Consider the following 12435-nt stretch of genomic DNA (forward strand, 5'->3'; position numbering starts at 1 on the left):
AATGAAGTGCATTCAAAAAAAAAAAATAAATTTTCAAAAAGGATTAATTCCCGTTATTGTTCAAGATTCAAAAACTAGTAAAGTTTTAATGCTTGGTTATATGAATCAGGAATCCTATAAAAAAAGTATTGAAGAAAAAAAAGTTATTTTTTATAGTAGATCTAAAAAAAGATTGTGGAAAAAAGGAGAAATTAGTCATAATTATCTTTTAATTAAAGATATATTAATTGATTGTGATCAAGATACTTTATTGATTAAAGCAAATCCTACAGGGCCGATTTGCCATAATGGATCGGATACTTGTTGGAAAGAAATAAATAAAATGAATTTTTTATTTCATTTAGAAAATATAATCTCTAATAGAATAAATAAAAAATATAAAAATTCTTATATTTTTCAATTATTTCAAAAAGGAATTAATAAAATATCTCAAAAATTAGGAGAAGAAGCCGTAGAAATGATCATTGAATCTAAAGATAATGATAAACATTTTTTTTTAAATGAATCTGCAGATTTGTTATTTCATTATCTTATTCTTTTACATAAAAAAGGAATTTCCATACAAGAAATTATAAATATTTTAGAAGAAAGACATTTAAAAAATGAAAAAAAAGAATTAATAGATATTTAAAATTTTTTTTTACTTAAAATTTGTTAAAAAGTAGATAAATGTAACCTAACATCAGAGATAATCCTCCTGGACTGTGTAATAATGATCATTTTTCATTGTGATTCTATTGATGATTTGATGAAATATTCAAAATAATTCTTTTTTTTTATTTTCCAAATATTTTTATAATAATATAATACCCATTATATTTTTTATATTTCTTCTTTAAAAACAAATAAAATATATTTATATATATATACCATAATAAAATTATACCATTTATATTTTTAATATAATAATATTTTTTATTCTATTTCAAATGAGTAATTATAGTAGGATAGAAGATATTATTTTTTTTTATTATTTAATGCGGAAGCTATTAAAATATTTTTTATAAGCATAATCCGGGTCATAGGACCAACTCCACCTGGAACAGGTGTAAGATAAGAAGCTTTTCCATAAACGCTATTAAAATCAACATCTCCTTTTAAAATAAATTTTTTTTTATTTTTTACTTTATTAATGCCAACATCTATAATGATAGCTCCTTTTTTAATCATTTTTCCTGTTAAAAAACCGGGGATTCCAACAGAAATTATAATTATATCTGCATTTTTCGTATAGTTTTCTATATTTTTAGTATAACTATGTGTCAATGTTACAGTGCTATTTCCAAGATAATTTTTTCTGCTCATCAAGATACTAATAGGTCGTCCTACAATACGACTTCTTCCAATTACTACAGTATTTTTACCCGAAATTTTTATTTTATATCTTTCTAAAAGAACTAATATTCCTAATGCAGTAGCAGGAAAAAAAGTCTTCATATTCAAAGACATTTTTCCAAAATTTTCGGGATGAAATCCATCTACATCTTTTTTTGGGTTAATCGCTAAAATGATATTATCCGTATTGATATGTTTTGGAATAGGTAATTGGATAATAAAACCATCTATTAAAGAATTTTCATTCATTTTTTGAATTTCTTTTAATAATTCCAATTCGGAAATTTCTACAGTTAGATGGACTAAAGTTGATTGTATTCCAATATTTTTGCATTCTTTTATTTTACTATTGACATATGTTATACTGGAACTATTATTTCCTAATAAAATAATTCCAAGATGAGGAATTCGTTTTTTTTGATTTCGGATATTTTTATCTATTTCCTTAGAAATTTCTTTTCTTATTTCAATTGCTAATCGATTTCCATTTAATAATTGGGTCATTTTCGAATTTCTATTTCTTTTGTTAATTGAAGGAATTCTTTTATAGATAATTGTTCAGCTCTTTTATTCAAAAATGGAATATCATAAAAATTGGGAATTTTTTTAAAATATTGGAGTGCATTTTTCAATATTTTTCTTCTTTGATTAAAAGCCATTTTTACGCATAAAAATAAAATATCCTTATTAAAAAGGATTTTTAATTTTTTTCTTTTTAAAGATATTACGGCCGATTTTACATTTGGAATAGGATAAAATACATGTTTTTTTACTGAAAAAAGATATTCTACATCATAGAATGATTGTACTAAAACAGATAAAATTCCATATTTAACCATTCCTTTATGAGAAAGGATACGTTCTACAAATTCTTGTTGAAACATTCCAATACATTCTGGTATATATTGATTATATTTTAATATATGAAATAATATTTTAGAAGAAATTCCATAAGGGAAATTTCCAATTAATGCAAAATTATTAAGGTTTATTTCTTCTGGATTCCATTTTAAAAAATCTTGATGTATAATTTGATTTTTAGAAATAGAAAAATTTTTTTTTAAAAAAAAGATGAGATTTTCATCAATTTCTATTAAAAATACTTTTTTACATAAAAATAATAAATAACGAGTTAATATTCCTAACCCGGGCCCTATTTCTACTACTGTATTATAATCTTGAAAAGATAGATTTTTTACAATTTTCTTAGCTATATTTTTATCTTTTAAAAAATATTGATCGAATTTTTTTTCAAAAAAAGATTCTTTCATTATGCAAATATAAAAAAGAAATATATTAATATTATTTTTGTATATTTAAAATATATCTTGATTTTAATTAAGATTGTAAATACAATTTTAATTTTTCTATGCTTCAACCCTCTTTTATACGTAATAATAGGAAAAAAGTTTTATTAGGATTAAAAAAAAGAAACTTTCAAAAAGTTTATTTGATAGATGAAATATTGACTTTAGATAAAAAAAAGAAGGAATTAAAAACTATTCTGAATAAAATTTCAGAAGAAGAAAATAAAATATCCAAAAATATAAGTCATCTTATTATGAAGATTGATAAAAATATAAAAATCAATTCTTTAAAAGAAAAATCCCTTTTTTTAAAAAAAAAAAAAAAAGATTTTAATATTCAATTAAAAAATATTAATCAATGTTTAGAAAAAAAACTAAATAAAATACCTAATATACCCAATGAAAAAGTAAAAAAAAATTCCGATAAAAATGATATTATTTTTCAAGAAGGTCCTATTTATTCAACAATAATAGAAGGAGCACTTACTCATTGGGAATTAGCTAAAAAATTTCATTTATTCGACTTATTGTTAGGTACGAAAATATGTGGATCTGGTTTTTCAGTTTATATCGGAAAAGGGGCTAAATTACAAAGAAGTTTGATTCAATATTTTTTAGATCAGAATATACGTGCTACATATACAGAATACAGTTTTCCTTATCTTATAAATGAAAAGTCAGGATATTCAACAGGACAAATTCCGGATAAAGAAGGTCAAATGTATTTAATAGAAAAAGATAATTTTTATCTTATTCCAACTGGAGAAATTCCTCTTATGAATTGTTATAGAGATAATATACTTACATATAAAGACTTACCTATCAAAGCGACCACTTATACTTCTTGCTTTAGAAGAGAAGCTGGATCTTATGGTTCTAAAGTTAGAGGGTTAAATAGATTACATCAATTTGAAAAAGTAGAAATTATTCAAATTACTTCTCATGAAACTTCCTATTATTATTTAGAGGAAATGATTTTACATGTTAGAAATATTCTAAAATCTTTAGAATTACCGTTTCGAATACTTCGTTTAATTGGTAAAGATCTCGGTTTTTCATCTTCTATAACTTATGATTTTGAAGTGTATTCTATGGTACAAAAAAAATGGTTAGAAGTAAGTTCTATTTCAAATTGCACTAATTTTCAATCTAATAGATTAAATCTTCGATATAAAACTATTACAGGAAAAATGGAGTTTTGTCATACACTTAATGGAAGCTCTTTAGCTTTACCACGAATTATTGCCGCTTTATTAGAAAATAATCAAACTGTCAATCAAATTAATATTCCTAAAGTTTTAATTCCTTATACAGGATTTGATAATATTAAATAAAAAATATTTTTTCTACTTTAGATCCATTAATGGAATTTAATCCTATTTTTATTGATGTTACATATCATCGGGAAGAATTTTTTTATGTAGAAAAAGAAAATGATCTTTTACAAAGAAAAGCTGTATCCATGCATTTGTCCTGGTATTATAAGTATTTGTGAAAAAATTATGAATAAATATGGAATAGATGCCATCCTACATCTTAATTTTTGGTGGTTTTAATAAACAAAGGACTGAAAATGCTTTAATAGATATAAATTTTTTAGGAATAGATAATGTTTTAGTACTTAGAGGGGATCCTATTTATTAAATTAGAAAATAGTTTTTTTTCTAAAAAAGATGGACCTAACAGTAGAATTAGTAAAGAAAGTTCAAAACTTGAACAAAGGAAAGTATCTTAATAAAACTTTTTTTTAAAAAAAAAATTCTACATTATTTGATTTTTGTATTGATATAGCTGGATATCCATAAAAAACATTGAGAAGATCCCCATATGGAAAGTGATTTATTTTTCTTAAAAAAAAACTTGAATATGGAATTAATTATATTGTTACTCAAATGTTTTTTGATAATAAAAAATACTTTTTTTTTGTAAAAAAATGTAGATCAAAAGGGATAATTATCCCTATAATACCTTAAATTAAACCTATTTATTCTAAAATTCAATTAAAAAGATAAAAAATTAATTTTTAATATTGGAATTGAATGGGCAATACAACAATCTAAGGAGTTAAAAAATTCTGGAGTAAAAGTCATTCATTATTACACTATGGATAAACCAGATAATATTTATAAGATAGTTCAAGCTATTTATTAAAAAAATTAAACAAGATAAAGAGTCTCTTTTATGGAGTTAATTACTTTTTCTTCATTTGGAAACCAATTCTTTATCAAATGGGAAGAATAAGGTGCTGGTGTATCTATTAAAGTGATTCTATTAATAGGAGCATCAAGGTAATCAAATCCATATTTTTGTATAATATATGAAACTTCAGAAGCTATTGAAGCAAAAGGCCATGATTCCTCTAAAATAACTAAACGATTGGTTTTTTTTACAGAAAAAAGTATAGATTCATAATCTAATGGACGAATACTTCGAATATCTATTACTTCTACACTAATATTTTCTTTTTCTAATTTTTCTGCTATATTTAAAGCCATTTTCATAATTTTTCCAAAAGAAACTAAACTTATATCAGTTCCTACTTTTTTTATATCTGCCTTTCCAATAGGTAGTAGGTATTCTTCTTCTGGAATCATCATGGTATCACCATACATTTGTTCAGATTCCATAAAAATAACGGGGTTATTATCTCTAATAGAAGATTTTAAAAGTCCCTTAGCATCATATGGATTACATGGAATTACTACTTTTAAACCCGGACAACTTGCGTACCAACTTTCAAAAGATTGAGAATGGGTAGCTCCTAATTGCCCAGAAGATCCAGTAGGTCCCCTAAAAACAATAGGAATATTCCATTGTCCACCACTCATATAACGTATTTTTGCAGCATTATTAATAATTTGATCCATTGCTACCAAAGAAAAATTAAATGTCATAAATTCAATAATTGGCCGACAACCATTCATTGCAGATCCAACTCCTATACCAGAAAATCCTAATTCTGATATTGGAGTGTCAATGACTCGTTTTGGGCCAAATTCTTCTAACATACCTTTAGAAGCTTTGTAAGCGCCATTATATTTAGCAACTTCTTCACCCATTAGATATACGGAATTATCTCTTCTCATTTCTTCACTCATAGCTTCCGCTATGACTTCACGAAAAGTAATTTTTTTCATAATATTTTTTTTTAATGGATCCAAAGTTTAGTAAAAAGTAAAAATTCCATATAAAAAATAATAACGGAAAAGGGATAAAATTTATTCCTTTTCCGTTTTGAATCATTAATTAATGATTATCTGGTTGATTTTTTTTTTGTAAATTTTCCTGCATTTTATGAAGAGCGATTTGTTCATTTTTAGAATCTGTTATAGATTGATTTATTTTATTCAAAAAATAACTTTTATCTTTAAGAATTTTTAATTTTTCTTTTTCATATTTTTTATATTCTTCAAAATCTTTTTTAGCTTGTAATTGCTCTTTTGAACCGTAAGGTTTAGATCTCATTACCGATTTTCTTCTCTTTGTTTCATTTAAAATTTTTTTCTGAATACTTATCATATCATAATATTGATTTTGATGAAAATTACTTTCTTTTTCTAATTCTTTTATTTTTACTTCTATATCTTTTATTCTTTTAGATAATTCTTCAGGTTTTATATCATCAGGTATTTGAAAATTAAGGGGTTCCTCCCTCGAAAAAGTATAATTCGGGGGGATAATATTTTCTTGGGGAATAGAATTTACAAAAGTTGGATTTTGTGGTGGAATATTATGGGATTCTGGAGGATTTGTATTATTTACAGGATCATTAGAATAAGTGATTTCATCATCATTACAGGATACAATAAAAACTCCTAACGATAAAAAAATTGTTGGAATTAAAAATTTCATAGAAGTATTCATAATAAAAATTTTTAGTTTATAGTTTTTAAATATATAAAAAAAATTATTACAGATAAATACTATTCTTTATTTTTTAAAAATTCTATTATATTTTATCCTTATATAAGACATAAAATTTAGTATATTTGATGAGAATAGAAAGATTTATTTATATATTTTTTCCTATGGAACAACTAATCAGATTAGCTATACGTGGAATATCCTTAAGTCAAATACAATCTGGGATATATGTTTTATTACTGGAAGAAGAATCTGGAAAAATAAAACTTCCTATTGTTATAGAAAGTTTACAAGCTCAATCTATCGCTTCTGCTATAGGTAAAAGAGATATATCTAAATCATTTACACATGATTTATTTTTAACTTTTGCAAAAATATTTCATATTAGATTAAAATCAATTGTGATATATAAATTAGTCAATGGAATATTTTTTTCTTATATTCTATTTGAAAGAGAAAATAAAGAATATAAAATAGATTCAAAAACATCGGATGCAGTTGCTATAGCAGTAAGATTTCAATCTCCTATTTATACTACAAAAGAAATTTTTGATAAAGCTGGAATTTATTTTGAAAATGGATTTCCTGAAAATGATAATTTTGAAGGTGAATTAGAAAATAAAACCACTTCCTCTTTTTCTTTTGATAAAGAAAATAAAAGTAAAAAAGAATTAGAAAAAATGACTGAAAGAGATCTTAATGCTTTATTGAATCATGCAGTAGTAAATGAATGTTATGAACTTGCAGCAAAAATCAAGAAAGAATTAGATAATAGAAGAGAATAATCCATTACCCTTTTTTTTCGTATCGAACAAAACTATAATCGTATAAATGATTTTGATCTTTTTCATAAAAAAATTCATATTTTTTTTCCCATTTTTTAAAATTTATTTTTGGAAATTTTGCATCACCGTAAAATTTTTGATGAATGATGGTTAATTCTAGAATTTTTGCTTTATTTATAGTAGAAGTATATATTTTTTCTCCTCCTATAACAAATATTTTTTTATAATTTAAATCATATACTTCTTTTAAAGAAGAAAAAATTTTAAAAATTCCGTTATAAGAATATGATAATTTTATTTTATTTTTTTTTGTTAATATGATATTTTTTCTACCTGGAAGTGGTTTACCAATTGATTCAAAAGTTTTTCTACCCATAAGAACAATTTCTCCAATAGTCATATTTTTAAATCGTTTTAAATCATTAGGAAGATGCCACATTAATTTATTATTTTTTCCTATAAATCCATTTTTAGAAATCGCAGAGATCAGTACAATTTTCATTAAAAATTAATTTTTTTTATATTTTATGGATATTCCAATTAAATATGATCCAAAATCTGTAGAAGAAAAAATATATCATCATTGGATAAATAATGATTACTTTTTTTCCTATCCAGATAATAGAAAATCTTATACTATTATAATGCCTCCTCCAAATATTACTGGAATTCTTCACATAGGGCACATTTTGAATAATACTATACAAGATATATTAATTAGATATGCTAGAATGAAAGGGTATAATCCATGTTGGATTCCAGGTACCGATCATGCTTCTATTGCTACAGAAGCAAAGATCGTTTATCAATTAAAAAAAAAAGGGTTATCCAAATTTATTATAGGAAGAGATAAATTTTTATCCTATGTTGTAGAATGGTCTGAAAAACATAGGAATATTATTTTTAATCAATTAAAAAAATTGGGATGTTCTTGTGATTGGAACCGGGTTCAATTTACAATGAGTAAAAAATTATCTGAATCTATCACAAAAATTTTTATAGATTTATATGAAAAAGGATATATATACAGAGGGTATCATGTAGTTAATTGGGATCCAAAAGCTAGAACTACTATTTCTGACGAAGAAGTTGTATATAAAGAAAGGATAGGAACTCTTTATTATATAAAATACCAAATCAAAGGAGAAGAAGATTTTATTACTATTGCAACGAGTCGCCCGGAAACTATATTTGGAGATACAGCGGTTTGTTTTCATCCAGATGATGAACGTTATTATCATTTAAAGGGAAAATATGTAATTATACCCATAATAAATAGAGTGATTCCCATTATTCAAGATTCATACGTAGATCCAAATTTTGGTACAGGATTTTTAAAAATAACTCCAGCTCATGATATTAATGATAAAAATATTGCGGATAAATACCATTTAGATATAATTAATATTTTTAATGAGGATGCAACTCTAAATGAAAATGGACTTCACTATCAAGGAATGGATCGTTTTGAAGTAAAAAAAAAGATAATTAAAGAGTTAGATAAATTAGGAGTTATAGTAAATATAGAAAAATTTAATCAAAAAATAGGAATTTCAGAAAGAACTAAATCTGTAGTAGAACAAAAATTATCTCTTCAATGGTTTTTAAAAATGAAAAAAATATCGACCCCTGCTATAGAAGCAGTTAAAAATGGAGAAATTAAATTTTATCCAAATAGATTTAAAAAAATTTATTTTCAATGGATGTATAAAATTCATGATTGGAATATATCGAGACAATTATGGTGGGGACACCGTATTCCTGTTTATTATTATGGTCCATCTCCAAATGATTTTGTTGTTGCAGAAAATTTGGAATCAGCTTTAAAAAAAGCAAAAATTAAGAGTCATAATTACGATTTAAACTATGATAATCTTTGGCAAGATTCAGATGTTTTAGACACTTGGTTTTCTTCTTGGATATTACCTATATCTGTATTTGATGGAATTTTTAATCCTAATAATCATGAAATATCTTATTATTATCCTACTGAAAATTTGATAACAGGTTCGGATATATTATTTTTTTGGGTTGCTCGTATGATTATAGCAGGATTTTTTTTTAAAAAAAAAAAACCATTCAAAAATGTTTATTTTACTGGAATTTTGAGAGATTCACAAAATAATAAAATATCTAAATCATTAAATAATTCTCCCAATCCTATAGATTTAATTGAAAAATATGGGGCAGATGCTGTTCGTATGGGGATTATGCTTAGAGCTAGTGCAGGAAAAGACTTTCATTTTGAGGAAAATTTTTGTTTACAAGGAAGAAATTTTTCTAATAAAATATGGAATGCTTTTCGTTTGATACAAAGTTGGAAAATAAAAGAAAATCATCATATAGTAGATGATGATATTCCTAATATATCTAATATGGCACTCATATGGTTTGAAAATCGTTTTTATTATGTATTAGAAATTTTTGAGATTTATTTCCATAAATATAAATTTGATGAATCGTTAATGATTTTATATAAATTATTTTTGAATGATTTTTGTTCATTATTTCTTGAAATTATTAAACCGATTTCTGGAAATTTTATATCAAAAACTGTGTATTTGAATACTGTTAAATGGTTTGAAAATATTTTAAAATTGTTACATCCATATATGCCTTTTATTTCAGAAAAAATTTGGAGTCTTCTTAAAAGTAGAACGAAAAAAGAAGCTTTAATTATTTCTTCTTGGCCTAAAAAAAAATCATATAATTGGAATTTATTAGTTTCTTTTGAAAGAGCTATTCAAATTGTATCTAAAATACGTAATATAAGAAATAAGATACATATTCCTCATAAAACAAGTTTAGTTTTATTTTCTGTAAAAAATAAAGAAGAATATCATCCAGTTATATTAAAATTAGCAAATTTATCTCAAATTATTGCAATCTTAAAAAAACCTAAACAAGGACAATTTGTTTCTTTTTTTATTGGAACGGATAGATACTTCTTATTTTTAGATAAAAAGTATCATTTAGATAAAAATGATTCATTTAATATTGAAAAAAAAATTCAGTATTTTAAGAATTTTTTATCTATAATTCGTAAAAATTTATCAAATGATAAATATGTAAAATCGGTTCCACAATACCTACTATTAAAGGAAAAAAAAAAAGAAAGTGATACTTTGAAAAAAATAGTTTATCTCAAAGAGATTTTAAAAAAAATGAATAATTAAATTACCAGTTTCCACTAGATCCTCCACCGCCAAAGGTTCCTCCTTCTCCAAATCCGTCAAAATTATCTTCATGGTTATGATCGTGTGGATAATTTATAGATCTATTTTTGAATAGAATATTGGTTAAAAATAATGTATTTAATAATGAAGGTTCGATCCTTTTTTTTTGAAATAAAAAAAATATAATAAAAAAAATACTAATAGGAATAAAAAATTTCCATAAATAATTTTTATTATATTTTTTTTTATATTCATATTTATTTTTTAAAATTTTCAATATTTCTTTAATACCGATATCTATAGCCTTATAATAAAGATGATTTTTTAAAAAAGGTTTTATTTTTTTTATTATATTTTGAGTGGAAAAATCTGTAAGATATGGCTCAATTCCGTATCCATTTTGTATGGATATTTTTTTATCGTTTATAGATAATAAAATAATAATTCCATTATTTTTATCTTTTTTTCCGATATTCCATTTTTCGCCCCATTTGGAAGCTAAAAAATTAGAATCTTCCCCATGGATATCTTTAACAATAGGAATTAAAATTTCTGTTGAGGTAATTTTTGAATATTGAATAAGTTTTTTATTTAATTTTTCTATTTGAATATGAGATAGTACTCCTGCATAATCATTAACAGGATATATTTTTTTTGGAGGGTCAGGTATATTGAATTGTCCTTGTACGATATTTGTTAAAAATAGTAAAATAGATAATGAGTTAAAAACTTTTTTTATGAAATTTTTCATTCCTAATTTTTTAAATTTAACCCTATCATGAATTATCAAAATCTACAATAGGTGCTTTTTCCGATCCTATTTTAGATTTAAAATATCCTTTTTCTCTAAATTGAGAAAAAAAATTTGAGATTATAATTTTTGGAAATTTGTTTCTATAAGTATTAAAATTATTTACTTTATCATTAAATTTATTTCTTTCCACATTAATACGATTTTCTGTTCCTTCCAATTGATTTTGTAATTCAGAAAAATTTTGTATTGATTTTAAATTAGGATAATTTTCTACAATTAATAGTAATCTATTGATAGAGTTATTTAAACCTTCTTGTGATTTTTGAAATCTACTTACTTGATTTTGATTTAAATTATCTGGATTTATATTTATGGAAGTTGCTTTTGCTCTTGATTCTATTACTTGATTTAAGGTATTTTTTTCAAAATTAGAAGACCCTTTAACTATATTTACTAAATTTGGTATTAAATCGGATCTTCGTTGATAAGCATTTTCTACTTGACTCCATTGTGTTTTTATATTTTCGTTTAGTTGAACTAATTGATTATATGTTCCAGTAATCCAAAAAATGATTAAAAATATCACTATAAAAATAGTAGAAATAGAAATTAAAAAATCTTTTTTCATTTTTAATATAAGTATTTTATTACAAAATACAAATTTTTTGTAATGTTTAATTCTTAGATTTTTTTTAAAATTAAGTATTTTAAAAATATTCTTTTAAGAATATTTCGATATCAGAAAAATAAAATCGACATTCTCTAAAAGCATTCTTATCGCTATCGGATCCATGAATAGCATTTTTTTCTAAAGAACTTGCATATAATTTCCGTATAGTTCCTACTTTGGCTTTTATTGGATTTTTATTTCCTATTAAATTTCTAAAATCTTTTACTGCATTTTCCTTTTCTAGGATAATCAATACTATTGGTCCAGAAGACATGAATTTCACTAACGATTCGAAAAATAAATTTTTTTTATGTTCATAATAAAATTTTTTAGCTAATTTTTGGGAAATTTCCGTCATTTTAATTGCTCTTATAAAAAATCCAGCATTAATAATATGAAATAATATAGGTCCTATATATCCGTTTTTAACAGCATCAGGTTTTATAATAGCTAATGTAATTTTTCCTATTATCATATTTTTATATATGAAAAATCATCATAATTTGTATTTTTTTTAATTTAAATAATTCTAAAATTAGAAATA

The 12435-nt window shown here is 23.5% G+C and carries 15 protein-coding genes; 7 read left to right on the top strand and 8 right to left on the bottom strand.

Annotated elements, in window-relative coordinates; all coding sequences use genetic code 11:
- The first annotated feature begins 1 nt into the window (after nucleotide 1).
- Nucleotides 2-631 carry a bifunctional phosphoribosyl-AMP cyclohydrolase/phosphoribosyl-ATP diphosphatase HisIE gene (gene hisIE, locus DM780_RS02080; protein ID WP_110548797.1) on the top strand — a complete coding sequence of 210 codons (630 nt, stop codon included), beginning with the start codon at nucleotides 2-4 and terminating at the stop codon, nucleotides 629-631.
- Between the two features lie 326 nt (nucleotides 632-957).
- Here hisIE and DM780_RS02085 read toward each other — a convergent pair whose 3' ends face one another.
- Complete coding sequence (locus DM780_RS02085) at nucleotides 958-1839, bottom strand: bifunctional 5,10-methylenetetrahydrofolate dehydrogenase/5,10-methenyltetrahydrofolate cyclohydrolase (RefSeq protein WP_110548798.1); 882 nt, start codon at nucleotides 1837-1839, stop codon at nucleotides 958-960.
- Nucleotides 1836-2606: a 16S rRNA (adenine(1518)-N(6)/adenine(1519)-N(6))-dimethyltransferase RsmA gene (rsmA, locus tag DM780_RS02090; RefSeq protein WP_110548799.1), complete on the bottom strand. Its 771-nt coding sequence runs from the start codon at nucleotides 2604-2606 to the stop codon at nucleotides 1836-1838. The genes DM780_RS02085 and rsmA overlap by 4 nt, the downstream gene beginning before the upstream one ends.
- Nucleotides 2607-2704: 98 nt before the next feature.
- Between rsmA and serS the strand changes: the two genes are divergently transcribed.
- From serS to DM780_RS03060, 4 genes are all read left to right on the top strand, one after another.
- Complete coding sequence (gene serS / locus DM780_RS02095) at nucleotides 2705-3976, top strand: serine--tRNA ligase (protein WP_110548800.1); 1272 nt, start codon at nucleotides 2705-2707, stop codon at nucleotides 3974-3976.
- 187 nt (nucleotides 3977-4163) lie between these two features.
- A complete protein-coding gene (locus DM780_RS03050; protein ID WP_262494720.1) occupies nucleotides 4164-4286 on the top strand; it encodes a hypothetical protein in 123 nt (40 codons plus the stop codon).
- Between the two features lie 248 nt (nucleotides 4287-4534).
- Nucleotides 4535-4615: a hypothetical protein gene (locus DM780_RS03055; protein WP_262494728.1), complete on the top strand. Its 81-nt coding sequence runs from the start codon at nucleotides 4535-4537 to the stop codon at nucleotides 4613-4615.
- 73 nt (nucleotides 4616-4688) lie between these two features.
- Complete coding sequence (locus tag DM780_RS03060) at nucleotides 4689-4793, top strand: hypothetical protein (RefSeq protein ID WP_262494729.1); 105 nt, start codon at nucleotides 4689-4691, stop codon at nucleotides 4791-4793.
- A gap of 5 nt (nucleotides 4794-4798) precedes the next feature.
- On the opposite strand, the gene DM780_RS02105 is transcribed toward DM780_RS03060, so the two are convergent.
- Both DM780_RS02105 and DM780_RS02110 read right to left on the bottom strand, forming a co-directional pair.
- Nucleotides 4799-5779, bottom strand: coding sequence for a pyruvate dehydrogenase complex E1 component subunit beta (locus tag DM780_RS02105; RefSeq protein ID WP_110548801.1), 981 nt, complete (start codon nucleotides 5777-5779; stop codon nucleotides 4799-4801).
- Between the two features lie 109 nt (nucleotides 5780-5888).
- Nucleotides 5889-6506 (bottom strand): hypothetical protein, encoded by a 618-nt coding sequence (locus DM780_RS02110; RefSeq protein ID WP_110548802.1) that lies wholly within the window; start codon nucleotides 6504-6506, stop codon nucleotides 5889-5891.
- A 164-nt stretch (nucleotides 6507-6670) separates the two neighbouring features.
- Between DM780_RS02110 and DM780_RS02115 the strand changes: the two genes are divergently transcribed.
- Nucleotides 6671-7291, top strand: coding sequence for a bifunctional nuclease family protein (locus DM780_RS02115; RefSeq protein ID WP_110548968.1), 621 nt, complete (start codon nucleotides 6671-6673; stop codon nucleotides 7289-7291).
- Between the two features lie 4 nt (nucleotides 7292-7295).
- Here the strand turns inward: DM780_RS02115 and DM780_RS02120 are convergent, their stop codons facing one another.
- Nucleotides 7296-7793: a dihydrofolate reductase gene (locus DM780_RS02120; RefSeq protein ID WP_110477646.1), complete on the bottom strand. Its 498-nt coding sequence runs from the start codon at nucleotides 7791-7793 to the stop codon at nucleotides 7296-7298.
- Nucleotides 7794-7818: 25 nt separating this feature from the next.
- On the opposite strand from DM780_RS02120, the gene DM780_RS02125 reads away from it, so the two are divergent.
- Nucleotides 7819-10467 carry a valine--tRNA ligase gene (locus DM780_RS02125; RefSeq protein ID WP_110548803.1) on the top strand — a complete coding sequence of 883 codons (2649 nt, stop codon included), beginning with the start codon at nucleotides 7819-7821 and terminating at the stop codon, nucleotides 10465-10467.
- A gap of 1 nt (nucleotide 10468) precedes the next feature.
- Here the strand turns inward: DM780_RS02125 and DM780_RS02130 are convergent, their stop codons facing one another.
- The 3 genes from DM780_RS02130 to ndk all read right to left on the bottom strand — a co-directional run bounded on the left by DM780_RS02130 (nucleotide 10469) and on the right by ndk (nucleotide 12366).
- On the bottom strand, nucleotides 10469-11218 hold the full coding sequence (locus DM780_RS02130; protein ID WP_110548969.1) for a TPM domain-containing protein: 750 nt from the start codon (nucleotides 11216-11218) through the stop codon (nucleotides 10469-10471).
- A gap of 25 nt (nucleotides 11219-11243) precedes the next feature.
- Nucleotides 11244-11849 carry a LemA family protein gene (locus tag DM780_RS02135; RefSeq protein WP_110548804.1) on the bottom strand — a complete coding sequence of 202 codons (606 nt, stop codon included), beginning with the start codon at nucleotides 11847-11849 and terminating at the stop codon, nucleotides 11244-11246.
- Nucleotides 11850-11928: 79 nt separating this feature from the next.
- Nucleotides 11929-12366, bottom strand: coding sequence for a nucleoside-diphosphate kinase (ndk, locus tag DM780_RS02140; RefSeq protein ID WP_172540209.1), 438 nt, complete (start codon nucleotides 12364-12366; stop codon nucleotides 11929-11931).
- Nucleotides 12367-12435 lie beyond the last annotated feature (69 nt).

The sequence above is a fragment of the Blattabacterium punctulatus genome (assembly GCF_003226695.1).
In the GTDB taxonomy this organism is placed as follows: Bacteria; Bacteroidota; Bacteroidia; order Flavobacteriales; family Blattabacteriaceae; genus Blattabacterium; species Blattabacterium punctulatus.

Coding starts and splice junctions, on each gene's coding strand:
- hisIE (WP_110548797.1), top strand. CDS start 2: ATGAAGTGCATTCAAAAAAAAAAAATAAATTTTCAAAAAGGATTAATT.
- DM780_RS02085 (WP_110548798.1), bottom strand. CDS start 1,839: ATGACCCAATTATTAAATGGAAATCGATTAGCAATTGAAATAAGAAAA.
- rsmA (WP_110548799.1), bottom strand. CDS start 2,606: ATGAAAGAATCTTTTTTTGAAAAAAAATTCGATCAATATTTTTTAAAA.
- serS (WP_110548800.1), top strand. CDS start 2,705: ATGCTTCAACCCTCTTTTATACGTAATAATAGGAAAAAAGTTTTATTA.
- DM780_RS03050 (WP_262494720.1), top strand. CDS start 4,164: ATGCCATCCTACATCTTAATTTTTGGTGGTTTTAATAAACAAAGGACT.
- DM780_RS03055 (WP_262494728.1), top strand. CDS start 4,535: ATGTTTTTTGATAATAAAAAATACTTTTTTTTTGTAAAAAAATGTAGA.
- DM780_RS02105 (WP_110548801.1), bottom strand. CDS start 5,779: ATGAAAAAAATTACTTTTCGTGAAGTCATAGCGGAAGCTATGAGTGAA.
- DM780_RS02110 (WP_110548802.1), bottom strand. CDS start 6,506: ATGAATACTTCTATGAAATTTTTAATTCCAACAATTTTTTTATCGTTA.
- DM780_RS02115 (WP_110548968.1), top strand. CDS start 6,671: ATGGAACAACTAATCAGATTAGCTATACGTGGAATATCCTTAAGTCAA.
- DM780_RS02120 (WP_110477646.1), bottom strand. CDS start 7,793: ATGAAAATTGTACTGATCTCTGCGATTTCTAAAAATGGATTTATAGGA.
- DM780_RS02125 (WP_110548803.1), top strand. CDS start 7,819: ATGGATATTCCAATTAAATATGATCCAAAATCTGTAGAAGAAAAAATA.
- DM780_RS02130 (WP_110548969.1), bottom strand. CDS start 11,218: ATGAAAAATTTCATAAAAAAAGTTTTTAACTCATTATCTATTTTACTA.
- DM780_RS02135 (WP_110548804.1), bottom strand. CDS start 11,849: ATGAAAAAAGATTTTTTAATTTCTATTTCTACTATTTTTATAGTGATA.
- ndk (WP_172540209.1), bottom strand. CDS start 12,366: ATGATAATAGGAAAAATTACATTAGCTATTATAAAACCTGATGCTGTT.